The sequence below is a fragment of the Pseudomonas sp. P4_B4 genome (assembly GCF_056402255.1).
Map to the genome: position 1 here is coordinate 36,404 of NZ_JBFUHS010000018.1, position 24,421 is coordinate 60,824.

General features: G+C 60.0%; 16 protein-coding genes and 4 pseudogenes. 6 read left to right on the plus strand and 14 right to left on the minus strand.

Annotation, left to right across the window (positions count from 1 at the left end; translation table 11 throughout):
• Positions 1-18: 18 nt before the first annotated feature.
• The 3 genes from iolB to AC1DVE_RS19300 all read right to left on the minus strand — a co-directional run bounded on the left by iolB (position 19) and on the right by AC1DVE_RS19300 (position 3,728).
• Complete coding sequence (gene iolB / locus AC1DVE_RS19290) at positions 19-828, minus strand: 5-deoxy-glucuronate isomerase (RefSeq protein WP_223448554.1); 810 nt, start codon at positions 826-828, stop codon at positions 19-21.
• Entirely contained in the window at positions 825-1,718 is an 894-nt protein-coding gene (gene iolE, locus AC1DVE_RS19295; RefSeq protein ID WP_223455740.1) for a myo-inosose-2 dehydratase, read from the minus strand. Before iolE ends, iolB begins: the two co-directional genes overlap by 4 nt.
• Before the next feature lie 72 nt (positions 1,719-1,790).
• A complete protein-coding gene (locus tag AC1DVE_RS19300) occupies positions 1,791-3,728 on the minus strand; it encodes a bifunctional 5-dehydro-2-deoxygluconokinase/5-dehydro-2-deoxyphosphogluconate aldolase (protein WP_477784133.1) in 1,938 nt (645 codons plus the stop codon).
• A 311-nt stretch (positions 3,729-4,039) separates the two neighbouring features.
• On the opposite strand from AC1DVE_RS19300, the gene AC1DVE_RS19305 reads away from it, so the two are divergent.
• Positions 4,040-4,960, plus strand: a complete 921-nt coding sequence (locus AC1DVE_RS19305) for a MurR/RpiR family transcriptional regulator (RefSeq protein WP_223448551.1) — start codon at positions 4,040-4,042, stop codon at positions 4,958-4,960.
• A gap of 159 nt (positions 4,961-5,119) precedes the next feature.
• Positions 5,120-6,235: a Gfo/Idh/MocA family protein gene (locus tag AC1DVE_RS19310; protein WP_223533744.1), complete on the plus strand. Its 1,116-nt coding sequence runs from the start codon at positions 5,120-5,122 to the stop codon at positions 6,233-6,235.
• A gap of 85 nt (positions 6,236-6,320) precedes the next feature.
• Here AC1DVE_RS19310 and AC1DVE_RS19315 read toward each other — a convergent pair whose 3' ends face one another.
• From AC1DVE_RS19315 to treP, 5 genes are all read right to left on the minus strand, one after another.
• Positions 6,321-6,617 carry a PTS sugar transporter subunit IIB gene (locus AC1DVE_RS19315; protein ID WP_223455737.1) on the minus strand — a complete coding sequence of 99 codons (297 nt, stop codon included), beginning with the start codon at positions 6,615-6,617 and terminating at the stop codon, positions 6,321-6,323.
• A gap of 2 nt (positions 6,618-6,619) precedes the next feature.
• A complete protein-coding gene (gene ptsP, locus AC1DVE_RS19320; RefSeq protein ID WP_223455736.1) occupies positions 6,620-9,154 on the minus strand; it encodes a phosphoenolpyruvate--protein phosphotransferase in 2,535 nt (844 codons plus the stop codon).
• Positions 9,155-9,215: 61 nt separating this feature from the next.
• Positions 9,216-10,439: a maltoporin gene (locus AC1DVE_RS19325; protein ID WP_223455735.1), complete on the minus strand. Its 1,224-nt coding sequence runs from the start codon at positions 10,437-10,439 to the stop codon at positions 9,216-9,218.
• A gap of 95 nt (positions 10,440-10,534) precedes the next feature.
• Positions 10,535-12,184, minus strand: coding sequence for an alpha,alpha-phosphotrehalase (treC, locus tag AC1DVE_RS19330; RefSeq protein WP_223455734.1), 1,650 nt, complete (start codon positions 12,182-12,184; stop codon positions 10,535-10,537).
• Between the two features lie 129 nt (positions 12,185-12,313).
• On the minus strand, positions 12,314-13,756 hold the full coding sequence (gene treP, locus AC1DVE_RS19335; RefSeq protein ID WP_223455733.1) for a PTS system trehalose-specific EIIBC component: 1,443 nt from the start codon (positions 13,754-13,756) through the stop codon (positions 12,314-12,316).
• A gap of 227 nt (positions 13,757-13,983) precedes the next feature.
• On the opposite strand from treP, the gene treR reads away from it, so the two are divergent.
• Positions 13,984-14,688: a trehalose operon repressor gene (gene treR / locus AC1DVE_RS19340; RefSeq protein WP_223455732.1), complete on the plus strand. Its 705-nt coding sequence runs from the start codon at positions 13,984-13,986 to the stop codon at positions 14,686-14,688.
• A 179-nt stretch (positions 14,689-14,867) separates the two neighbouring features.
• Here the strand turns inward: treR and AC1DVE_RS19345 are convergent, their stop codons facing one another.
• The 6 genes and pseudogenes from AC1DVE_RS19345 to AC1DVE_RS19370 form a co-directional block, all read right to left on the minus strand.
• Complete coding sequence (locus AC1DVE_RS19345) at positions 14,868-15,308, minus strand: CBS domain-containing protein (protein ID WP_150727255.1); 441 nt, start codon at positions 15,306-15,308, stop codon at positions 14,868-14,870.
• Between the two features lie 101 nt (positions 15,309-15,409).
• Positions 15,410-15,796, minus strand: coding sequence for a nitrite reductase small subunit NirD (gene nirD, locus AC1DVE_RS19350; protein WP_223448538.1), 387 nt, complete (start codon positions 15,794-15,796; stop codon positions 15,410-15,412).
• On the minus strand, positions 15,796-18,357 hold the full coding sequence (nirB, locus tag AC1DVE_RS19355; protein WP_223455731.1) for a nitrite reductase large subunit NirB: 2,562 nt from the start codon (positions 18,355-18,357) through the stop codon (positions 15,796-15,798). Before nirB ends, nirD begins: the two co-directional genes overlap by 1 nt.
• Positions 18,358-18,827: 470 nt before the next feature.
• Positions 18,828-18,965: pseudogene (locus tag AC1DVE_RS19360) on the minus strand (SDR family oxidoreductase); the annotation flags it as partial.
• Between the two features lie 80 nt (positions 18,966-19,045).
• A complete protein-coding gene (locus tag AC1DVE_RS19365; RefSeq protein ID WP_223455730.1) occupies positions 19,046-19,636 on the minus strand; it encodes a Tar ligand binding domain-containing protein in 591 nt (196 codons plus the stop codon).
• Between the two features lie 55 nt (positions 19,637-19,691).
• A pseudogene (locus AC1DVE_RS19370) lies at positions 19,692-21,088 on the minus strand (coniferyl aldehyde dehydrogenase).
• Positions 21,089-21,325: 237 nt separating this feature from the next.
• Between AC1DVE_RS19370 and AC1DVE_RS19375 the strand changes: the two are divergent.
• From AC1DVE_RS19375 to AC1DVE_RS19385, 3 genes and pseudogenes are all read left to right on the plus strand, one after another.
• Positions 21,326-22,310, plus strand: a pseudogene (locus AC1DVE_RS19375) (flavin reductase).
• Positions 22,307-23,637: pseudogene (locus AC1DVE_RS19380) on the plus strand (spinster family MFS transporter). Before AC1DVE_RS19375 ends, AC1DVE_RS19380 begins: the two co-directional pseudogenes overlap by 4 nt.
• A 107-nt stretch (positions 23,638-23,744) precedes the next feature.
• Complete coding sequence (locus AC1DVE_RS19385; RefSeq protein WP_223455728.1) at positions 23,745-24,377, plus strand: TetR/AcrR family transcriptional regulator; 633 nt, start codon at positions 23,745-23,747, stop codon at positions 24,375-24,377.
• Positions 24,378-24,421 lie beyond the last annotated feature (44 nt).

Below are 24,421 nucleotides of genomic sequence, written 5' to 3' on the forward strand. Positions count from 1 at the left end.
GAATTCAGACGTTGGAATTCAGAGATCCAGCAGCCAGCTGTGCTGCGGATCGTTATGGAACTGCCAGACGCGTTTCGGGCCGGCCATCACGTTCAGGTAATACGACTCGTAGCCGTACGGCACACTGACCGGGTGATAACCCTTGGGCACGACCACCAGGTCGCTGTTTTCCACGGCCATGGCCTGATCGATGCTGCGATCGTCGGTGTACACCCGCTGGAACACGAAGCCCTGGGGCGGGTTGATCTGGTGGTAATAGGTTTCTTCGAGAAAGCTCTGGTGCGGCAGGTCGTCGGTGTCGTGCTTGTGCGGTGGATAGCTCGAGGAGTGTCCGGACGGCGTGCGCACTTCGACCACCAGCAGTGAATGGGCGGGCTCGGTGTCCGGCAGGATGTCGCAGACGTAACGGGTGTTGGCGCCCTTGCCGCGCACGCTGCGCTTCATCGTGTCGGGTTTGATCAGGCGTGGGCCGAGGGTTTCGCTGGTCGAACCAGGCGCAGCGCACACGGCGATTTGCACATCACTCAGGGCGACCACCTGGGCTTGACTGCCGGGCGGCAAGTACGCGGCGAACGGAGACTTGTCTTCGAACACCGACTGCCGATCGCCAATGTTGTCCCAGTCGAACGCGCCCTGCCCCGGCGCTTCGCCCTTGATGCTGACCCGGCCGCTGAGCAGCACCAGGCACAGTTCTTTATCACCCGCCGAGACCGGCAGTGTTTCGCCCAGGCTCAAGCGGTAGGCGGCGAAGCCGACGTATTCCAGCTCACCGTTGCCCAACTCGACCATGGTGCGGCCGCGGGCGTTGCTTTTGACCAGCAGGCTCATGACGCGATCCTCTCGTCGAGCAACGCACGCAAGGTGTCGTAGCCTTTTTTCGCGTAGACGTAACTCGGCGCCACCGCCGGGTCCTGCTCGGCTTCGACCACCAGCCAGCCGTGGTAATCGGCGGCCAGCAGCACATCGAGCAATGAGCCGAAGTCGATATCACCATCGCCGGGCACGGTGAAGGTGCCGTTGATGATGCAGTCCGGGAAGCTCCACAGGTTGTTGCGCGCCAGCTGCACCACCGGTTTGCGCACGTCCTTGAAATGCACGTGGCAGATGCGGTCGATGTGTTTGCGCAGCACCTGCAAGGGTTCGCCGCCGCCCATGTAGCAATGGCCCGAATCGAACAGCAGGCCGACTTCGCTGCCGGTCAACGCCATCAACTTGTCGATGTCCGCCGGGGATTCGACGTAGGCGCCCATGTGGTGGTGATAGGCCAGGCGCACGCCCTGAGACAGGGTGAAACGCGCCAGTTCGGTGAGCTTGTCGGCGTACTCCTGCCAAGCCTGTTCGGTGTGCAAGCGCGGGCGTTCGACCAGAGGAATGCGCTGGCCCTGGATGGAGTCCGCGACCTCGCCATAGACCAGCACCTTGGCGCCGTTCTTCGCCAGCAACTCGACATGGCTGCCGATGGCGTCGATTTCCTCGGCCACGGAACGCCGTGCCAGACGGCTGGAATACCAGCCGGACACCAACGCCAGGTCATAGGGCCGCAGCACGTCGCCGACGCCTTTGGCATCCTTGGGAAATTTACCGTTGAGTTCAAAACCTTCGTAACCGATTTCCTTGCCTTCGCCGAGGGCGGTGCTCAATGGCGTCTCGCCACCGAGGGACGGCAGGTCGTCGTTGCTCCAGGAGATCGGGTTGATGCCAATTCGGATAGCGGGCATGGCTGCACCTTTTATTGTTTTACACACATCAGTAAGAACGACACGGAACCCTGTGGGAGCGGCGGTGTTTCGTCAGGCGCGCGCCGCACGCCAGGCATCGATCAATTCGACAAAGGTGCCTTGCACCTGGCGAATCAGCGCCTCATCGTCGATTTCCCCGGCCAACCAAGCACGGCTCGGCTCCTGGAAAATCGTCCGGCCCACGGCGAACCCGCGGCAGCTCCGGCTCTGGCTGGCCTGTTGAAAGCCTTCGGCCAATGCTGATGCCGGAGCATTCAAGCCCAGCAGCACCACCCCTCGGCAGTACGGATCGCGCTCCTGGATCAGTTCGTCGAGTTGCTGCCACTCCTCGGCGCTTTGCGCTTCGATCTTCCACCACGCCGGGTAGATGCCCAGGTTGTAGAGGCGCTTGAGGGCGCGATACAGCACGTCCGGGTGGGCCGAGGGGTGATCCTTGGGCGGGATGATTTCCAGCAGCAGTTCATGACCGCTGACCTGGGACGCCTGATACAAACCCTTGATCTGCGCTTCCTGTTCCAGACGCAGCAGAGGCTCGTCGTCGGGATGAAATTGCACCAGGCACTTGATGATCTGTTCCTGTGGCCAGGCAATCAGGTTGCTGCCGATAGAGCGACCGTGTTCGAAGGCCAATGGCCGCGAACCCTGGACTTCCACCGGCCGCGCCACCCACCAGCCGCGACCGGTGGCGGCGTTCAGTGGATCCTGGCCGAAACGTTGATCGGCCAGCAGCCCGACATCGGCGTCGATGCCTTGCTCGCGCAAATCGGCTTCGACCCGCTCCACGGCCTGGATAAAAAGTTGCTTGAGTTCGCAGATGGCGTTGAGGTTGCGGCCGCCCTTTTGCGCCAGTTCCACCAGTTGCCAACGATGGTCGAAGGCAAAGATGAACAGTTGCTTCCACTGTTTGCGCGGCACGCTGACCTGATGCAGGCGCTGCAACACCGCGTCCTGGTCCGGACGGGTAATCGGCACCGGGCTGTTGAACAGGTAATCCAGTTCGGCGCGGGTCGGCATCGCCGGGGCGCAGGCATGGCGCGACACCACCAGGCCGCCACAGGCGTTGGCCAACTGGCAGCAGCGCTCATCGCTGGCGTCCTCCAGCCAACCACTGAGGAAGCCCGACATGAAGGCATCGCCGGCCCCCAGCACGTTAAGCACTTCCACACGCACGCCGGGATAAATCGCACCGTCTTCGAGACGGGTCGGGATCTCTCCATGAATCACCGTGCAGCCTTGCGGGCCGAGCTTGACCACCAGGGTCGCCGCGCTCAGGCGTCGGACATTGCGCAGCGCAGTGAGCAAATCCTCGGCACCACCGGCCATCAGGAACTCTTCTTCAGTGCCGACGATCAGGTCGAAACGCGGAAGGATTTTCTGCACATGCTGGCTGACGTTCTGGTCGGCGACGAAACGGGTCTCACCGTCCGCCTTGCCGGCCAAACCCCAGAGCACCGGGCGGTAGTCGATGTCCAGCACCCGTTTGACGTTGTGCTTCTGTGCATAGTCCAAGGCCTGGATGCTCGACTTGTACACACCGTCGGTGGAGAAATGTGTGYCGGTGATCAGCAAGGCTTTGCTGGAGGCGATAAAGGCTTCGCTGATGTCTTCGGCCCGCAGTGCCATGTCGGCGCAGTTTTCGCGGTAGAAAACCAAAGGAAAGGTTTCGCGGTCCTTGAGACCCAGCAGGACCATGGCGGTCAAGCGCTCCGGATCGACCTTGATGCCACTGACATCGCAGCCTTCACGGGTCAGGGACTCAACGAGGAAGCGCCCCATATGGTCGTCCCCTACCCGGCTCAGCATCGCCGACTTGAGCCCCAACCGCGCGGTGCCGAAGGCGATGTTGGCGGACGAGCCGCCGAGGTACTTGGCAAAGCTGCTTACATCCTCCAGCCGCGCCCCGACTTGCTGCGCATAGAGGTCGACGCCTAGGCGCCCCAGGCAAATCAGATCCAATTGACGCCCACTGGCAAAACGAGTCTGGCCCATGCTGGCTCCTGTTATTTTTATCAGCCTGCGTTCGGGGCGATGGCCGTACCGAACACTCTTGGTGGATGCAGACTAAAACGACCGGGACCGAACAATCAATAATTATTCCAAATATTTTTTACATGGAATATTTTTTCCAATAAGCTTTGGCACAAGCGTTCCAGAAGCAGTGCATCGTTTCAGCAAGCTTCACACTGCTGCAAGCTCAAGATTTTATTCGGGCCTACCCTGTAGACTGCGCACAGCCAACCTATTGTCAGGGGACGAGGTGAAAGATCGTCCCTATAAGAACAAGCCAGAAGGATTTCCTAATGTCCCGCACCGATCAGCCGGCTACGACCGAGAGCACGCCCGACAGCGATCTCACCAGCCCCCCGATCAATGCCGAGCGTCTGCTGCAGCTGATCACCGATGAATACGAAAGCCTGCCGCGCCAGCTCAAACGCATCGCCAGCTACATGAGCCAGCAGAGCGACCGGATCATGGTCGACCGCATCAGCGACATCGCTCGCGAGTGCGAAGTGCACCCGTCGGCCATCGTGCGGTTTTCCCAGCGTTTCGGCTTCAGCGGCTTCAGCGAAATGCAAGCGCTGTTTCGCGAGGCGTATACCCACAAGACCACGCCGGTGCAGAACTACCAGCAGCGCATTCGCAGCATGATTGCCAACAAGTCACAGAAGGCCAGCGGCGGCGATCTGGCGCGCGAATGCATCAACGCCACCCTGTCGGGTATCGAACGGCTGGGGCTGGAACTCGATGATCAGGCCTTCGACAAGGCCGTGGATCTGGTGGTCAACGCTGACAACATCTACGTGGTCGGCGTACGCCGCTCGTTCGCGGTGGCCGATTACCTGGTCTACAACCTGCAACACACCAACAAGCGCATCCACCTGGTATCGGGTCTCGGCGGCAGTTACCGCGAGCAGATGCGCAGCGTGCGCGCCAATGACCTGGTGATCGCCATCAGCTTCACGCCGTACGGCAAGGAAACCCAGCACTGCCTGCGCATCGCCCAGCATCATCAGGCGAAAACCCTGATCATCACCGACAGTAACCTTTCGCCTTTGGCCAAGCGCGCCAACACCGTGCTGCTGGTCAACGAAGGCAGCTCGTTTGCCTTCCGCTCGTTGAGTGCGACCTTGTGCCTGTGTCAGGCGCTGTTTATCGCCGTGGCTTATCGACTGGAACTGAAAGTCGATGAGATTCACGAGCAGGTCGGGTTCGAAGACTGACCGAGACACTGGCGTTACGGCGCCGCGCGCAGCGAAGAACTCCCACGTTTGCACGCGAGCGCTCAGCGGCCGCATGTAAATATTTATTCCATAATTGATGAAAAGGAATTTTTATTCTATAAACGGGCTTCCTGAAAACAAAAACCAAAGGATCCTGTCATGCGCGAACTCGGAATCGGACTTATCGGCACGGGTTTCATGGGTCGTGCCCATGCCCTGGCCTTTCGCAACGTCAGCGCAGCATTCGAACTGCCCTTCACGCTTCGCCTCGCCGCCCTGGCCGACGCCGATCCCGTTCGTGCCCAGGCATGCGCCACTGCCTGGGGCTTTGAGCAGGCCTATGGCGACTGGCAGCAATTGATCGACGACCCCAAGGTCCACCTGATCGCCATCACCACACCCAACCACCTGCACTACCCGATGGCCATGGCCGCGCTTGCCGCTGGCAAACCGGTGTACTGCGAAAAACCGCTGGCGGTGAACCTTGAACAGGCCAACGCCATGCACCTGGCGGCCAAGGATGCGGGCGTGGTCACCCGTGTCGGCTACAACTACCAGCACAACCCGATCATCGGCTTGGCGCGGGAGTTGATTCAGAGCGGCAAACTCGGTGAGATCATCAGCTTTCAAGGCGAATTCAGCGAAGACTTCATGGCCGATCCAGCGTCCCCCTGGTCGTGGCGCTGTGAGGCCGAACATGCCGGTGGCGCGCTGGCGGACCTGGGCAGCCACTTGCTGGGCATGGCGCGCTATCTGATCGGCAATGTCGAAGCGGTATGCGCCGATTCCCAGACCGTGCACCGCCAGCGCCCGGCCACAGCCGGTAGCCAGGAACAACGCACAATTGCCGTCGACGATCAGGCCCATGCGTTACTGCGCTTTGCCAGCGGCGCGCGTGGCACCTTCAGCAGCAGTTGGCTCAAGCACGGCTACAAGAATCACCTGAGTTTCGAGATCAGTGGCACCCAAGGGACCCTGTCATTCGATCAGGAGCGTTTGAATGAGTTACGCCTGTGCCGTGTCGGCCAGGACGGCTTCCAGCGTTTACTGGCCGGGCCGAACCTGCCCGGATATGCAGCGTTCAGTCCAGCACCGGGGCATCAGCTGGGCTACAACGAGTTGAAGACGCTGGAAGTGCATGAGCTGATCATGGCCTTGGCCGGGCACGGACAAGCCGGCACCGATTTCGAGCAAGCACTGGAAGTGGAGCGACTGGCGACGGCGATTAGATTGGCGGCACGGGAACAACGCTGGGTCAATATCAGCGAGATCTGATCGCCGATAAGGCTACCGCCAATAGGCGGTAGCAGGACGGACGCCCAGCGCCAGCCAGGAAATCCCCAGGGAGTAGCGCAGGCCGTCAGTCCCGCCTTGGGCACCGGGTTAATACATGCACCACGCCATCCGCCAGCACCATCACCCCCGGCACACCCGCCGCACGCAAGGCCTGTTCGTCCAGTCGGGTTACATCACGCAGCTGGACCCGCACTCGCGTTATCGCAATGCGCTGTCGCGATGCCAGGTTATCCAGCCCACCCAGCGCGGCGACCACGCTCGACGGCAGGTCCGTAGAAAGCAGGGCCGCCACCTTCGGCTCTTCCACCAGCAGATCCGGGGTCAATGCCCTCCAGAACGCCCGTTGCATTTTCTCGAACATGTTCAGTTCTCCAACACCTGTGAAGTTTCGACCATCGCCTGCTGCTGCGAAGACAAGGCCTCGCGGACCTGCTCAGCGCTCTCCAGCCCGAGTATCTGATGCGCGACAGCCTGACAGTCGCTGAGGTCGACCTCGCGAATCGCGGCCTTGATCGCCGGAATCAGCGGCACGCTGACCGACAGTTCATCCACCCCAAGCCCCAGCAACAGCGGTACCGCCAGAGTCTCCGAAGCCAGCGCGCCACACACCCCGACCCACTTGCCATGGGCATGGGCGGCCTTCACGGTGCTGGCGATCAGACGCAGTACCGAGGGGTGAAAACTGTCGGCCTGGCTGGCCAGACGTGGGTGATCGCGGTCCATGGCCAGGGTGTATTGGGTCAGGTCGTTGGTGCCGATGGAGAAGAAATCCACCTCGGGGGCAAACAGGTCCGCCATCAATGCCGCGGACGGGACTTCGATCATGATGCCCAGTTTCGGCAGCGCCTTGAGCCCGAGCGCCAGCGCCTCTTCTTCCAGCATCTGGCGCGCCAGGCGCAGCTCCGACAACTGGCTGACCATCGGCAGCATGATGTGCAGACGGGCCAGACCGGCGCTGCTCAGAATTGCCCGGAACTGCTCGCGCAACAGCTGCGGACGCTCCAGGCACAAGCGAATTCCGCGCATGCCCAGAAACGGATTGGCCTCGCTGTCCATTGGCACGTAGGCCAGCGGTTTGTCGCCGCCCACATCCAGTGTGCGCACCACCAGATTGCGCTCTGGCCCAAGGGCCCGGGCGATGGCGCTGTAGGTGACCGCTTGCTCGTCATGGCTGGGCGCGCTGTTGCGCTCCAGATAAAGAAACTCCGAACGCAGCAGACCGACACCCTCGCCGCCTAGCGCCATCGCCTGCTCGACCTCAAGCAGCGAGGCAACGTTGGCCGTCACCTCGAAGTGATGGCCGTCACGGGTACAGGCCGCCAGCGAAGCCTGCTCAAGTTCGCGCTGATGCCGTTGCCGTTGCTGCTGACGTTTGCCGTGCAGCTGTTCGATAGCCGACAGAGCAGGGTCCAGGTGCAACTCACCCTTATCCGCATCAAGCAGCACTCGGGTTCCGCTGGCCAGCGACAGCACCTGCACCGGTAAACCACACACCGCCGGCAAACCCAAGGCCTGGGCGAGTATCGCCACATGGCTGGTGGCACCACCGCCCACAGTGGCGAAACCCAACACCTTGTCGGTATCCAGGGCAGCGGTCTGCGACGGTGTCAGTTGCTCGGCAATCAAAATCGCCTGATCCGGCAACTCCCAGATACCGTCCGGCACCCCGAGAATCAGTTTGAGCACACGCTGGCCGACATCCATCAGGTCCAACGCCCGCTCGGCCAACAAGGTGTTGCCCAGCGACTTGAACAGCGCAGCGGTGGCTTCGGTAGCACTGTTCCAGGCAAACGCCGCGCTCTTGCCCTCGGCAATCAGGGCCTGGGCTTGCTCCAGCAGACTCGGGTCTTCCAGTAACTCCTGATGTGCCTTGAAGATATCTTCCTGCGCCTTGCCTTTCGCGTTGTCGCGCAAGTGTTGCAGTGCCTGCGTCGAGCGGGTCAGCGCACGCTCCAGCGACTCGCGCTCCACGCGTTGATCCGCGGCAAACTCAGGCACCTCCAGGGTTCGCTCAGCCACCTGCACCACCCGCCCAAAGGCCGAACCCGCCGAAGCACAGACTCCGCGCAACAGCTTCGTCGACACCTCCTGCGCCTGAGCCACCGGCGCTACGACCGCCACCGCAGTCACGGCCTCACCGCAGCCATCCGCTAGTAGTTTGGCCAACGTGCTGATTGCCAATTCGGCATCTTCGCCCACCGCACTGACCTGCAGCGCATCGCCGCGAACCGTCTGCAACGCCATGATCGCTACCAGGGACTTGGCGTTGGCGCTGTCCTGCTGCTTGTGCAGGCAAATGCTTGCCGCAAAACCTTTCGCCGCCTGCGCAAAGATCGCCGCCGGCCGCGCGTGCAGGCCATTGGCGTTGGGCAGGTGGACCGGTTTGGAGAACAGCGCTTCGCCCTCCTCCTGCGCAACGCTGGAACGCGGATCGCCGAGGCTCAGGCGCAACACGGGCTGGGCACACGCCACCAGGCCATTGTCGGGTGTCAGCAGGCTGAAGGGCTCGCCACTGACCAACAGCATCAAGGTCAACAGGCTGCGGGCATGCAGGGCTACATAGTCGGCATCGAACTCGATCAATGGCTGTCCGGCCTCGACACGCTGGCCCTGCTCGACCAAGGCGCGAAACCCCTTACCCGCCAGGTTCACGGTGTCCAGACCAATGTGCAGCAACACCTGTACGCCGCTGTCATCGGTGATGCTGATCGCATGGCCACTGTGTTGAAGGTTGCTGACCACGCCGGCCAACGGCGCGCAAAGGGTCTGCGAGGTCGGATCGATGCACAGGCCGTCGCCGATCACCCGGCTGGCGAACACCGGATCCGGCACGTGATCAAGTGGCACCAGCACCCCGGACAGCGGCGCCAGCAATTGCAATGGTTGGGTTATGGTCATGACTTCACCTGCGGTTTTGTTCTTGGAAGTGCCGATGGAGCGCGAGCTCCGACAGCATCGCTTATTTCCACCAGTACTCGACTTGCAATCCGACGTTCGCACCATGCAGCGCCGTGCCGAACGCGCCGGTATCGGACAACGCTGAACCTTGTGCCAGTTCATTGGCCGCACGTTTGGCCGCTTCGTTCCAGCTGGCATAGGTGTAGTACAAACGCACCTCGGGACGTTCCCAGAACCCCGGGCCTTTTGGCGACCAGGTCGGGACAAAAGAGAATTTACTCAACTTGCGCGTACCTCCTGGGGCCTCGACCTGATCGTGTCCCAGTTCAGTCACCAACTTGAATTGATCGGTGATCGCGTAAGCCGGGCGAACGCCCAGGGAAATCCAGTTCTGGCCGTTACCGTCCGGGCGGATATCCTTCTGATAGACCGCTTCGACCTGACCACCAAAACGCGGTGTCACTTGCCAGTCGAAGAACTCCACCAGCCGGTAGCTCTTGTTGCTGTCGTCCAGGCCCACATCGCCGGTGTAACCCAACCCGGTGCCAGGCCCTTCGCCGTATTGCAGCGCCAGTTTGTTCTTACCGCCGAGGAAGTTTTTCTGCACATGCTGGGCGGTGATGGCCCAACCTGCGTGTGCATCGCTGCGGTCAGGTTTTTCGATGTAACTGAGGCCAAACTCCAGCTCACCGCCAGGGTTGGTCTGAAAACCTGCGACGTTGAAATCCTGCCGGGTGACATAATCCTTCTGGTACAGGTTGTCCTTGCGCGAAAAGGCGTAGCTGTATTTCAGGTCACCGATCTTCACATCCTCGATACCACCACCGGTGGCGCTCTGGTTCCAGTAGTAGAAGTCGGAAATATGGATGTCGTTTCGTTTGTAGTAACGCCGACCGGCCCACAACGAGCCACCATTGAGACTCGGCAAGTTCGACCATTGTGCATACATCTGCGGCATGCGCACCGAGCCGTTATCACCGTTGAACGTCAGGTCTTTGTCGTACTGGTTGTACAACGAAGCCATGCCGTCGACGCTCAGCACCGAGCCGTCGTCCAGGGTGTACACGTCCTGACGCAACTCCAGCTCGGCGTACTGCTCGCACTCGTTGCCCAAGCGGTATTTCGACTGGGCACCCTGCAGTTGAAAACACTGCTGAGGACCGCTGTTGACCGAAGTCCCGACGCCGCTACGCAAGTAACCGGCGAACTCCAAAGCCTGGGCCGAGAACGGCAACATCAGGCATGCGCACGATGCTGCAAGTTTGCGATTAATTGTGGTCTTCAAGAGCCGCCTCATTATTTTTATTGTGCTCATTCGGTAAAATCTGCGCGCAAGAAACCCCACGCAGTGCTCTGCGCGTTGTTTGAAGAGCGTGTTTTTTAGTGGTCGGTCAGGTGCAAGACGAACGACTCGTATGGCCGCAGGAACAGCTGTCGACTACGTGTCTCACAATCCGGGAAGTTGCTGATCACCAGGCGTTGCAACATGCAGTCGGTGATTACCTGCTCTGGCAACTCGACTTCACACGCCGTGCCATAGAAGTTATTCACCACCAGCAGACGCTCGCCTTCGCCTTCACGCAGGTACACCCAGACCTGCGGGTGCGTGGGCAAGAGCTGGCGATACACGCCATCCTGAATCAGCGGTTCGCTGTGGCGCAGGGCAATCAACTGGCGATAGTGGTGCAACACCGAAGTCGTGTCGTCGAGTTGGTTTTCGACGTTGATCTGCGTGGCGTTGGCCGGCACGCCGATCCATGGTTCGGCACTGCTGAAACCGGCATTGGGTTGCGTGTTCCAGTGCATCGGGGTGCGACTGTTGTCGCGGGATTTCTGCATGATCGCGCTCATGCTCGACGCCTCGGACTCCCCGGCATCACGCTTGAGCCGGAAGATGTTCAGCGTCTCGACATCGCGGTACTGCTCGATGCTCTCAAAGCCCGGGTTGGTCATGCCCAACTCTTCACCCTGATAGATGAACGGCGTGCCCTGAAGAAAATGCAGCGCGGTGCCGAGCATCTTCGCCGACACCACGCGGTGTTCGCCGTCATCACCAAACCGCGAAACCACTCGCGGCTGATCGTGGTTACACCAGAACAGTGCATTCCAGCCGCCACCGGCCTGCATGCCGGTCTGCCAGTCGGAAAGGATGCGCTTGAGTTCGAGGAAGTCGAAGTCAGCGCGAACCCACTTCTGCAAGTTCGGGTAATCAACCTTCAGGTGATGAAAGTTGAAGGTCATCGACAGCTCTTTCGAGTCCGCTCGCGAGTAACGAATGCAATGTTCCAGGCTGGTGGAAGACATCTCGCCGACGTTGATCAGGTCATGGCCTTCGAAGACTTCACGGTGCATTTCCTGCAAGTAGTCGTGCACGTTCGGGCCGTCGGTGTAGAAACGCCGACCGTCGCTGTTGTCCTCGGGAAAGTCCGCCGGTTTCGAGATCAGGTTGATCACGTCCAGACGGAAACCGCCGACGCCCTTGTCACGCCAGAAGCGCATCATCTTGAAGACTTCAGCGCGCACCTGCGGATTATCCCAGTTCAGGTCGGCCTGAGTGTGGTCGAACAGGTGCAGGTAGTACTGACCGGTTTGCGCCTCGAACTCCCAGGCCGAACCACCGAACTTGGATTCCCAGTTGTTCGGCTGATCGCGCCAGATATAGAAGTCGCGGTACGGGTTATCGAGACTGCTGCGGGCCTGCTGGAACCACTGGTGTTCGATGGAGGTGTGATTGACCACGATATCGAGCATCAACTTGATACCGCGTTTGCCAGCCTCGGCGATCAGCAGCTCACAGTCAGCCATGGTCCCGTAGCTCGGGTCGATGGCGTAGTAGTCGCTGATATCGTAGCCATTGTCGCGCTGGGGCGAACGCAGGAACGGGGTGATCCACAGACAATCGACACCCAGCCATTGCAGGTAATCGAGCTTGGCCACCACCCCGAGCAGATCGCCCGTGGGGTTGCCGGCGTGGCTGTGAAAGCTTTTCGGGTAGATCTGGTAGATCACCGAACGCTGCCAGTCTTGCATGGCGTATTCCTTCAATTGGTTTTGTACTGGCCCTGAGGGCCTCATCGTCGGATCGCCGCCCGGAGCAAGCTCGCTCCCACAGTTGATCGCATTCCAATGTGGGAGCGGGCTTGCCCGCGAATGGATCTATCAGGCGACTCGATATCCAGGCCGGACAATCTTCATGCTCAAGCCACAGGTCAAAACGAACGGCACGACCATGGCGATGACCATCCCGACCACGAACATCGGGATGAACTGCGGGATGATCGAGATGAAACCGGGCAAGCCACCGACACCGATCGCCGAGGCCTGAACCTTGTTCAGCGACAGGAACATGCAGCCCAGCGCCGAGCCGATCAACGCCGCGTAGAACGGAAACTTGTAACGCAGGTTGACGCCGAACATGGCCGGTTCGGTGATGCCGAAATAGGCGGAAATGGCTGAGGTCGAGGCCATGCTTTTATCCCGCGCACTGCGGGTCATGTAGAACACCCCGAGTGCCGCGCTGCCTTGTGCGAGGTTGGACATGACGATCATCGGCCAGATGAAGGTGCCGCCCTGGGTGGAAATAAGCTGCAAATCGACCGCAAGAAACATGTGGTGCATGCCGGTAATCACCAGCGGCGCATACAGCAGACCGAAAATCGCCCCGCCGACCATCGGCGCGAGGTCAAACAAGGTCACCACGCCTTGGGTGATCAGAATCCCCAGGTGACGGGTCACCGGACCGATCACGGCCAGCGCCAACACCCCGGTCACGACGATCGTGGTAATTGGCACCACCAGCAGTTGAATGGCATTGGGTACCCGCGCCCGCAGCCATTTTTCAATGACGCTCATGACGTAGGCGGCCAGCAGGATCGGCAGAATCTGACCTTGGTAGCCGACCTTCTCGATCTTGAACCAGCCAAAAATATCGAAGTACGGCAGGCTCTGGCCGTCCAGCCCGGCCACCGCCTTGCCGTAGTTCCAGGCGTTGAGCAAGTCCGGGTGAACCAGCATCAGACCCAGCACGATGCCAAGGATTTCACTGCCGCCAAAACGCTTGGCTGCCGACCAGCCGACCAGCGCCGGGAGGAACACGAACGAGGTGTTGGCCATCAGATTGATCAAGCTCCAGACACCGTCCAGCGTCGGGTAGGCCTCAAGCAGGGTCTTGCCGGCAATGAACATGCCCTTGGCGCCGATCAGGTTGTTCACCCCCATCAGCAGGCCGGCAATGATCAGCGCCGGCAGAATCGGCATGAACACATCGGAGAACACCCGCACCAGGCGCTGCATGGCATTGGTTTTATCGACACCCTTTTGTTTCACGTCGGCGATGGTCGACGCAGCAAGCCCTGTCTGCTCGCGCAGCGCGGCGTAAACCTTCTCGACTTCGCCGGGACCGATGACGATCTGAAACAGGCCGCCGGTGAAGAACGAGCCTTTGACCAGGTCGATCTGATTCAGCGTCGTACTGTCGACCCGCTGTGGGTCTTTGAGGGCCAGGCGCAGACGCGTGACGCAATGTGCGGCCTGTTCAAGGTTGTCAGCACCACCGAGGCTATGAAGCAGCTCGCTGGCGATAGTCGCGTAGTCATGGCTCATGCTTTTCATCCACTGTGTTTTTTGTTGTTTGGCAGCACACCGAAGCGAAAAATACTCGTCTGTACGAGTTAAAGCAACAACTCGTACAGACGAGTTGGAATTTATTTATCGATGACCCGCCCAGCGGCGATATTTCCGACAGCCACGACCGCCCCGCCATTTGTGCAATAGACAAACCCTCACGCGTTCCCTAAGGTTCCTGCCTTGAGCACAACGCAGCCATTCCCATGAGCAAATACAACCAGATCTACAGCGATCTGCTTACCAGCATCACCACCGAACGACTGGAACGCGGCGCCCGACTGCCTTCCGAAACCGAATTGATGGACAGCTACCAGGCCAGTCGCGGTACTGTGCGCAAAGCCATAGAACTGCTTCAGGAACGCGGCTTCGCGCAAAAAGTTCACGGTAAAGGCACCTTCGTGCTGTCGCCCAATCCGATCGAATTCCAGCTCGGCGGTATCGTCAGTTTCCAGGAAACCCACCCAAGGCTGGGCAATGACGTCAGCACCGAGGTGGTAGCGTTCGAGCAGTTCCCCCTGCAAGGTGCCTTGCGTGAACACCTGAAAGCCGAAGAAGGTAGCCTGATCACGCGGATCAAACGCGTGCGTCGAATCGATGGCAAACGGGTCATCCTCGACATCAACCACTTCGTCGCCGATCTTATTCCGGGGCTGAATTGCGAGATTGCCGAGCATTCGATCTATGCCTTCATCGAACAGACGCTGCAACTGCAAATCAGCTATGCCCAGCGCACCATCGAAGCCGTACCGCGAGGCAAGGACGACCAGCAGCACCTTGATCTTGAGGGGCAGAGCCATGTGATTGTGGTCAGCAACCAGACCTTTTTGCAGGACGGCCGGCAGTTCGAGTACACCGAATCGCGGCATACCCTGGACAAGTTTTACTTTTCGGATGTGGCTAGGCGATGAAGGGGTATCAACATGCCTGCTGCAGAACAAGGTCAAGTCTTACCTTGATGTGGGTTATGACATAAAAGTTGATGAAGGAAACTTCAGTAAGCCATGCGGTTACGAAAGGGATGTTTATAACGGGTTATTTACCTGGGCCTGTACTCATAACCCTTCGATCCACCCTGCCCCCGGTCGTTTTAATGCCCGCGAATGTAGTGTTCCAGTTGCCGGATCAGCTCGGCCTGCTCGACGATGGCTTCTTTGACCAGATCACCAATCGACAACAGGCCAATCAGTTGGTCGCCCTCCACTACCGGTAGATGGCGCAGATGACTGTCGGTCATGACCGCCATGCAACGCTCAATGCTCTGCTGACTGTCTGCTGTCACGACGGGCGCGCTCATGATGGCCCGGACCGGCGTACCGACCGAAGAGCGCCCCTGTAGAACGACCTTGCGCGCATAGTCGCGTTCGCTGATAACGCCAACCACCTGCCCCTCCTCTATGACGGGTAGAGCACCGACATTTTTTTCCGCCATCATCTTCAACGCTTCAAGCACCATCTGGTCTGGCGCGATGCTATGCACCCGCCGGTTCTGCACGGCCTTGAGCTTCAGCAGTTGTGCGGCTGTTTTCATACGAACCTCCGATACTGTTTGTCATTGATCATCGACTCCGCCGGAGCCGGGTATACATCATTGATTGAATGAGCGCTCAGACCCCGGCGAAATCCACGTGGTCAGGCCACCGCGACCTCCACCTGGCCTTCGTTCAGGCGCACCGGCCAGACCCGCAGACGCTGCTGCGGATACTCCAGACAACTGCCGTCCTCAAGGCGGAAGTGCTGTTTGTAGAGTGGCGAGGCAATCACCAGATCGCCCTTGATGCTGCCGATCAGCCCGCGACCGATGACATTCGCCCCGGATTGCGGGTCATGATTATCGATGGCATAGAGGGTCTTGCCTTCGGCAGCCGGCAGGTAGAACAGCGCCACTTGTGCACCGTCGAGCCAGACGACGACGCCGGAGTTACTCACCAGATCCTCCTGGCTGCACACCGCTTGCCAGGCATCGGGATTGACCAGGGAGGAACTGGAATAGGCGCGCTGGGTATCGGACTGGCTCATCAGGCAATCTCCTCGATGACAGGGATAAGGTGGAGTTCAGCGGCCATGATCGGCCGGCGCTGACCGCGTTCCTGGACAAAATGGATGTCCGGGTCCGGGCGTTGATCGTTGACGAAGGTGCGGAAGCGCTTGAGTTTTTCCGGGTCTTTAAGGGCGTTGGCCCATTCGCATTCGTAGCGGTTGACCACCAGTTGCATCTGCGATTCGAGCTCAAGGCCAAGCCCCAGGCTGTCGTTGATGATCACGTCCTTGAGGTAATCCAGGCCGCCCTCCAGGCTCTCGCGCCAGACCGAGGTGCGCTGCAATTTGTCAGCGGTGCGGATGTAGAACATCAGGAACCGGTCGATGTAACGAATCAGGGTGGCGTCATCGAGGTCGGTGGCGAACAACTCGGCGTGGCGCGGGCGCATGCCGCCGTTACCGGCCACGTAGAGGTTCCAGCCATTCTCGGTGGCGATCACGCCCACGTCCTTGCTCTGCGCCTCGGCACATTCACGGGTGCAGCCAGAGACCGCGAACTTGAGCTTGTGTGGCGAACGCAGCCCCTTGTAGCGATCCTCGAGGGTCAGGGCCATTTTCACGCTGTCCTGCACGCCATAACGGCACCAGGTGCTGCCGACGCAGGACTTCACCGTGCGGGTCGATTTGCCATAGGCGTGCCCGGTTTCGAAACCGGCCTCGATCAACTCGGACCAGATGTCCGGCAACTGATGCAATTGTGCGCCGAACAGGTCAATGCGCTGCCCGCCGGTGATTTTTGTGTAGAGGTCGTACTTCTTCGCCACCACGCCAATCGCGATCAGCTTGTCGGCTGTGATTTCGCCCCCGGCGATGCGCGGCACCACCGAATAGGTGCCGTTTTTCTGCATGTTGGCCATGAAGGTGTCGTTGGTGTCCTGCAACGGCACCAGCGACGTGTCCATGATCGGCTGGTTCCAGCACGAGGCGAGAATCGAGCCCACCGCCGGTTTGCAAACGTCGCAACCGGTATGACCACGGCCGTGCTTGGCCAACAGTTCTTCGAAGGTGATCACCCCTTCTACCCGCGCCAGCGCATAAAGCTCCTGACGGGTATAGGCGAAGTGTTCGCACAGGCTCTTGTCGACACTGACGCCACGGGCAATCAACTCATGCTCGAAGACTTGCTTGAGCAGGCCGGCGCAACCGCCGCAGCCGGTGCAAGCCTTGGTCTGCGACTTGAGCTGGCCCAGGTCGGTACAGCCGCCATCGATGGCCGAACAAATGGAGCCCTTGGTGACGTTATGACATGAGCACACCGTCGCCGACTCGGGCAGCGCACCCGGGCCCAGGGTCGGCGCGCCTTCGGAGGACGGCAGAATCAGGCTGGCCGGTTCCGACGGCAAGACAATGCCGTTCTGCATGTATTGCAGCAAGGTGTCGTAATAACTGTTGTCACCGACCAGCACTGCACCGAGGACGTGCTTGCCACTTGCATCCACCACCAGGCGGCGATAGCTGGCGCTGGTTTCGTCGATGAATTGATAGCTGCGCGCGCCCGGGGTGTTGCCGTGGGCGTCGCCGATGGAGCCGACATCCACCCCCAGCAGCTTGAGCTTGGTCGACATGTCGGCACCGGTGAACGGCTCGGCGACTTCGTTACACAGACGGGCCGCGACGCTGCGCGCCATCTGGTAGCCCGGCGCGACCAGGCCGAACAGGCTGCCGTTCCATGAAGCGCATTCACCGATGGCGTAGATGTTCGGGTCGCAACTTCGGCACGTGTCGTCGATCACCACGCCACCGCGCGGACCGATCTCCAGCGCGCATTGACGAGCCAGCGAGTCTTGTGCGCGGATACCGGCGGAAAACACGATCAGGTCGGTTTCGAGGTATTCGTCATTGGCGAAATTCATGCGATAGCGGTACTGCTCGCCCGCACTGATCGATTGAGTGGCGCGGGACAGGTGTACACCGACGCCCAATCGTTCGATCTGCGCCTTGAGCGCCTGGCCACCGTGGTCATCCAGTTGTACCGGCATCAAGCGCGGCGCGAACTCCACCACGTGGGCTTCAAGGCCCAGGCTCTTCAATGCGTTCGCAGCTTCCAGGCCCAGCAAGCCACCGCCGACCACCACGCCGCGCCGGGCATTGGCCGCCGCCGCCCGAATGGCATCGAGGTCTTCCAGGGTGCGATAAACCAGGCGCGACTCACCTTCGGCGCCTTCGATTGGCGGAACAAACGGATATGAACCGGTGGCCAGAACCAATTTGTCATACGTGACGCAACCTTGCGAGGTGACCACCTGGCGACGGACACGGTCGATTTCCAATACCGGCACACCCAGATGCAGCGTAACGCCGGGCGTCTGGTAAAGCGACGCATCGGACAGCGCCAGCGACTCGGCATCACGACCGGAGAAGTACTCGGAAAGATGCACACGGTCATAGGCGCGCATCGGCTCCTCACTGAAGACGTGCAGCCGGTAATGGTCAAGCGCTCCCCGCTCGATCAGCTGTTCGACACAATGATGTCCGACCATGCCATTACCGATCACGATCAGCGTTTGCATCTTGTTCAACGTGGCAACATTGGAATTCATAGAAAGCACCCAGCCCGAGCCAATCACGGTTTTAAAAGCAAAAAAAAACGCCTGAAACCTTGCGGTTCCAGGCGTCTTTGCCTGTTCTTTTGCGGTGTTGAAACCAGACGTCTATGCCTGATCCACCGATGCTGCCCACGACCTGTTCGGCCAATCGATCGTCGTTGACCGAGGGGGCTGTCCACACGAATGCTCTCCAGGTGGACCTGATGTCAGCCTTGCAGCCTTTGTGCCAGTCAGCCACAGAGAGACTTCAACTATCTGGAAACACTGACTCTTGAGCCAGGGGGGATTGTCACAACGCTGGAGCTACCGCAGGCGAAAGCGCTTTGCGGCGCTTCCGACTGGTGCACGTTGTTATGCATGGCGCTTTATAAAAGTGCATGTACAGTTCGATTCCACAGCTCGTTAGAACTCAAGCCTGTTTCTGGCAATCCATATTGCAACGACCCAGACTTCGTTAAGACGGGCCCGCGCAAATAGCCCAGCAGATCCGTTTGCAACACCTGCGCATGAGCGTCAAGCGGAGTCTGCTCAATGCTGCCCACGGCACCGACGCCCGCGTTGTTGATCCAGATGTCGATTCTACCGTTACCAAACGCGGCGGCCGGCGGTGAGCAACTCCGGGCCAAGGTAATACTTGCCATCCAAAAAAAAGCCTGGGAATTGATCCAGAACGGCCGGGCATTCAAACCACATTGAAGCGGGCCGACAACTGATCCAGCGCCCGCGCCAGTTGCTCCAGATCAGACGCAACGACGGCACTGCGACCGGCGTTGGCCGACAGCGCGCCGGTGCCCGCGGAGACACTCTCGACCCGCGCGACCATTTCTCGTGTCACCCGCTCCTGCTCGGTGATCACCGTGGCAATGGTATCCACGCTACGGATCACGTCATCGGTGCCACTGCGAATCTGCGCCACCGAGTCACCGGCCTCATGCGCCAGGCTGACGCCGTCGCGTACGCGGCTGACCACCCGCCCCATGCCGTCGACCATAGCGCTCAGGGTTGCTTCGACGGGGCGGTCGAACGCCGCCACCAACGGACCTTCAGGGTCCTGCTGGATGGCGAGCAAAACCTGGCGCCGACTTTCATCAAGACGGTGCTGGACCTCGCCAAACATCAGCAGCGTCGCCAGATTGTCCTCGTTTATGGCCCGAAGGCTATCGCGCGCCTGCTGCAAGCCATACCCGCCAAAACCGACCGCCAGTACAAACAGCAACGTGACCAGCAGCGCCCATAGCCACAGGCGCTGAGCGATAGTGATTGTCTTGAACATAAACAATGGCTTATCTCGTGCTGCGGGCGGGGCACAGGATGCGCCCCGCTCTCGGTCAGTCAGCAGTTACGCTGGCCAGCATGGCCGCCAGGAAGTGCTCGCCATATGGCGGCAGGAGCCCCCATTCGCGGCGCGGGTCATGCTCCGGTGCCTTGAACACCGTGCGCTGGTGGCTGAACTCGAGAAACCCTTCGTGGCCATGGTAATGGCCCATGCCGGAGGCGCCGACGCCGCCGAACGGCGCATCGTGCATCGCCGGGTGCATCATCACGTCGTTGACAGTCACCCCGCCAGACAACGTGCGCTCCAGGACGTATCGCTGCTCTTGCTGGTCTTCGCCGAAGTAATACAGGGCCAGTGGGCGTGGCCGCGCATTAATGTCGTCAATGACGTGGTCGAGGTCTTCGTAGGTGAGCACGACCATCGCGGGGCCGAAGATTTCTTCCCGCATGATCACACTGTCCGGCGCCGGGTCGACCACCACGCGCAGGGGCCGGCGCCGATCCTGGGCGTTCACGACAGCGGTTCGGGCAAGCACTCGATACGTGCGCCGCGGGCCTGGGCATCCAGTATGTAACCTTCGACGCGGTCCAGGTGCCGCTGATTGACCACCGCCACCACATCCGGGTTGCCGGCCACCGATGGGTTGAGTTCGCTGTAGGACACGCGCAGTGCTTCAAGGAAGGGTTCGAGCAGCGCCTTGGGCACATACACCAGATCCGGATTGATGCAGATCTGCCCGCCATTGCAGGCCTTCCCCACGGCGATACTGAAAGCGGTTTTGTTCAGGTCGGCGCTGCCGGTGACGATGACCGGCGACTTACCCCCCAGTTCCAGCGTCACCGGCACCAGGTTCTGTGCGGCGTTGCGCATGACCAACCGCCCCGTCGCGGTACTGCCGGTGTACACCAAGTGGTCAAACGGCTGAGCGCTGAAGGCTTCGGCCAGTTCCACTTCGCCGGTGACGACGGCAATCTCCAGCGGGTCGAGGTGTTCAGCGCACAGCTGCGCCAGCAACTCGGCCGTCCGAGGCACCACGTCCGACGGCTTGAGGATGGCCCGGTTGCCCGCCGCCAGCACTGAGGCCAAGGGGCTGAACAGGGTAAACAACGGCGCGTTCCAGGTACCGAGAATACCCACCGTGCCCTTGGGTTGGTGCATCACCCACGCCTTGGCGCCGAGCTGATCGTAAGGCGCGAAAGGCGCACGCGGATCATCCTGCATCCAACCATGCAGATGATCGCGCGCATATTTGAGCGAAGCCAGGGCGCCCAGCACGTCATTCATCAGGGAAAAACCGGCCGGCCGGCCGCCAAAATCCAGGTCAATCGCCTCGGTCAACGCAACATGGTGGCGGACCAACAGATCGATGACTTGCTGGAGTCGACGTCGGCGGGTGTCGGCGCTCACCGCACCAGCGCTGGCGAATGCGCTTTTTTGCCGGGATAACAGGCGGGCAAGCCCTTAGACGGATGATGTGACCGAACTCATTCGTGTCCCCTTACTGGTACTGGCCCCATGGCCGGGAAGCGCCCGATGCGCTTGCGGCCACCGTAGCCTTGCACCCCTCGCGACGCCTCGTCCGATCGGACGAGGATCGAGCAAATCTGTTAGTCCGTTGAGACGATGTTAAACAGTCTGCCGCGACCAATACTGGCCATACGAAAACCCCACCCCATGAGGCCAGTCATGGCAATGCAAAACGTCAGTTTCGATCCCCAGGCTTTTCGTGCCGCGCTCGGCACCTTTACCACCGGGGTCACCATCATCACCACCCAGACCGAAGACGGCTCACCCGTGGGGATAACGGCCAACAGTTTCAACTCGGTGTCGCTCAATCCGCCGCTGGTGCTCTGGAGCCTGTCCAAGCAGGCCCGCAGCCTGCCGGTCTTTACCAGCGGCAAACACTGGAACGTCCACGTGTTGTCCACCGAACAGGAAACCCTGTCGGGACGTTTCGCCACCCAGGGCGAGGACAAGTTTTCTGAAATCAAGTTGGACAATGGCGTCAGCGAGGCACCGCTGCTGCAAGATTGTACCGCGCGTTTTCAATGCCGCACCGCGTTCCAGTACGAAGGCGGCGATCATGTGATTTTTGTCGGTGAAGTGCTCGCCTTCGATCACAGCGACCGCGCGCCGCTGGCGTTCCAGAGTGGCCAATATGCTCTGGCGACCCGCAAGCCACGTAGCGAGCTGCGTCTGGCCACCACGCCCCCGCCCCCGGAATGCAGCTACACCGAGGACTTGCTCGGTTACCTGTTGGGACGTGGACATTACCAAGTGCTCAATAACCTGCGGCAGATGCTGAATAATCAGCAACTGGACGAACAGGCGTTTTTTTGTTCTTTCGATTTTGTGTATCCGCGACAACCTGACCCTTGAGGAAATCAATACCTTCGTTAACTACACTGGCCGCGCCGTCACGCTGGCCAGCATGCGTTTTCTCGAACGCCAGCGCCTGGTGGCGATCGAGGGCTCGGCAGAGTCGCTGCGGTTTGTCCTCACGGCCCAGGGCCGCGAGGTTTCACTGCATCAACTGGCGCTGGCCAAGGCCGTGGAAGAGGACCTCTCGGCCAAGCTCGGCCCTGCCGATGCACAAGCCTTGAAGGTCTTGCTCAAGCGCCTGATTGTCGTCAGTGACCCCGGCTTGCCGGATCTGTGGGCTCCGCGATGACCGCCCGCGAAGCTACGATACCGACGGCCAGGGTTGGCTGGGGCAGCCACAGCTTGCTGTTGCTGCTGGGCATGGTGTTCGCCGACAACTTTGTCGGGCGACAAATACTCGCGGTGATGATCGAACCGATCAAAGCCGAGTTCAGGGTCAGCGATACCGCCATCGGGTTGATCTCCGGTTTGGCGTTCGCGGCAGTCTATGCGCTCATGGGCCTGCCGGCGGGACGGCTGGTGGACCGCATGCCGCGGACCCGCCTGCTGGCCATGTCGTGCCTGCTCTGGGCCGTGGCGACAATGGCTTGCGGGCTGGCCGGCAGCTTCCTGGCGCTGGCCATTGCGCGGATGCTGGTGGCAGTCAGTGAATCGCCGACGACCTCGGCCTCGCTGTCGTTGATCGTTGACCTGTATCCACCCCAACGACGCTCATTAGCTATCAGTTGTTTTACCGCGGCACCGACCTTTTCCTCGATCATCGGTTTGAGTATCGGGGCCTGGGTGGTGGAGCACTATGGCTGGCGCAGTGCGTTTATTGCCATTGGCGTGCCGGCCCTGGTGTTTTGCACCCTCCTGACCTTTGTCGTGCGCGACCCGCAGCGTGGCCGTTGGGACCTCACGCCACACACTCACGCGCAGCCTGCGCTGCTTGGCATGGGCGCTGAAGCCCGCAAGCTCTGGGCCTTGCCGGCCTACCGTTACCTGATCCTCGCGGGCGGTCTGGCCACGCTCAGCTCCTATGCCATCGGCATGTGGAACACCAGCTTCCTGGTGCGCTCCCACGGCATGTCACTGCAACACGCCGGGCTGCTGGTCGGGGTGATCTGCGGTCTCTCGGCCGGGATCGGTGGTCTGTTCAGTGGTTGGTTAAGTGACCGACTGTGCCGCCGCCACCCACACTGGCAGGTTTCCATTCCAGTGTTGGGCCACCTGGCGGCCATCGCTGCGCTGATCCCTTATCTGCTCTGGTCCGATGCCCTGCTAGTGCGCTTGGGCGATGTACCGATTCCGGCCGCGATGCTCTGGTGCGCGCTCTATGCCTTCTTTGCCGTGTGGTGGCTCGCCCCGTCCTACAACCTCGTCACCCAACTGGTGCCGGCGGGTCGGCGCGGTACCGCCATGGCGCCCTGCAAACCATCGTCAGTACACTGCTCGGGATCGGCGTCGGGCCACTGATCACCGGATTGTTCAGCGATATGTTGCTACCGCTGTTTGGCCAGGAGTCGCTGCGGTATGCACTGCTGCTGTTGAGCCTGCCAGTGATTGGCGCGGTGCTGTTACTGATGCGCACCGCGAACCATGCTTGCAGAACGGGCTATCGCCATGCGGGATAAGTCTCGCGGCGCGAGTGTGAATACCCACGCTATGTGGAAATGAATGAACCTGCATCAATCACGAAGCGTATTGGCCACGCTCTCATTTTCCTAGTTGACGGATTCACATGCTAACTACCATCGCATCAGCCAATCCAGTACACAGCGCCCGCGATCGACTTCTTGACGCTGCGGTCGAACTTTTCGCCACACGCGGTTTTCAGGCAATCGGCTTGCGAGATCTGGCGAACCACCTGGGACTGCATGCCGGATCGTTATACCATCACATCGAAAATAAACAGTCCTTACTGTTCGAACTCATTGAGTCCGCCTTATCCGACTTATTGCTGGACACGACGCGTCGAATGAAAGGAGCACGGAGCCCTTGCAAACGTCTACACCTGTTTATTCAAGCCTTCGTCGCCTTTAACTGTAATGAAAAATACAAATTAGCTCTGATCACCCGTGAGTTTGTGAATCTTAACGAAGAACAAAAGCACCAGATTATCCAGCTAAAGAATAGATACTCGTCTCTTTTAAGCGCAGTTATAGCGGATGAGTGCAGTGAGAAAGGTAAGCTTGGTGGCGACATCTGCCCGACCACTAATGCAGTCATTGTAATTTTATTTGGGCAGTCGCAATGGTACAATATTGAACTAAGCGAACTGCAACTCACAGAAGCGCTCACAAGCCTTGTGAAGTGCATTATCGCACATAGCAAAAAGACCAAAGCACATGCAACGCTACAACGCACATTTTAAGGCAAGCGTTGGTTAAGCATTGCCAAAACATCGAGGTCGAGGTC

What these genes read in the sequence shown, in the direction of transcription:
- iolB (WP_223448554.1), bottom strand. Translation starts at nt 828, where the DNA reads ATGAGCCTGCTGGTCAAAAGCAACGCCCGCGGCCGCACCATGGTCGAG.
- iolE (WP_223455740.1), bottom strand. Translation starts at nt 1,718, where the DNA reads ATGCCCGCTATCCGAATTGGCATCAACCCGATCTCCTGGAGCAACGAC.
- AC1DVE_RS19305 (WP_223448551.1), top strand. Translation starts at nt 4,040, where the DNA reads ATGTCCCGCACCGATCAGCCGGCTACGACCGAGAGCACGCCCGACAGC.
- AC1DVE_RS19310 (WP_223533744.1), top strand. Translation starts at nt 5,120, where the DNA reads ATGCGCGAACTCGGAATCGGACTTATCGGCACGGGTTTCATGGGTCGT.
- AC1DVE_RS19315 (WP_223455737.1), bottom strand. Translation starts at nt 6,617, where the DNA reads ATGTTCGAGAAAATGCAACGGGCGTTCTGGAGGGCATTGACCCCGGAT.
- ptsP (WP_223455736.1), bottom strand. Translation starts at nt 9,154, where the DNA reads ATGACCATAACCCAACCATTGCAATTGCTGGCGCCGCTGTCCGGGGTG.
- treC (WP_223455734.1), bottom strand. Translation starts at nt 12,184, where the DNA reads ATGCAAGACTGGCAGCGTTCGGTGATCTACCAGATCTACCCGAAAAGC.
- treP (WP_223455733.1), bottom strand. Translation starts at nt 13,756, where the DNA reads ATGAGCCATGACTACGCGACTATCGCCAGCGAGCTGCTTCATAGCCTC.
- treR (WP_223455732.1), top strand. Translation starts at nt 13,984, where the DNA reads ATGAGCAAATACAACCAGATCTACAGCGATCTGCTTACCAGCATCACC.
- AC1DVE_RS19345 (WP_150727255.1), bottom strand. Translation starts at nt 15,308, where the DNA reads ATGAAAACAGCCGCACAACTGCTGAAGCTCAAGGCCGTGCAGAACCGG.
- nirD (WP_223448538.1), bottom strand. Translation starts at nt 15,796, where the DNA reads ATGAGCCAGTCCGATACCCAGCGCGCCTATTCCAGTTCCTCCCTGGTC.
- nirB (WP_223455731.1), bottom strand. Translation starts at nt 18,357, where the DNA reads ATGAATTCCAATGTTGCCACGTTGAACAAGATGCAAACGCTGATCGTG.
- AC1DVE_RS19365 (WP_223455730.1), bottom strand. Translation starts at nt 19,636, where the DNA reads ATGTTCAAGACAATCACTATCGCTCAGCGCCTGTGGCTATGGGCGCTG.
- AC1DVE_RS19385 (WP_223455728.1), top strand. Translation starts at nt 23,745, where the DNA reads ATGCTAACTACCATCGCATCAGCCAATCCAGTACACAGCGCCCGCGAT.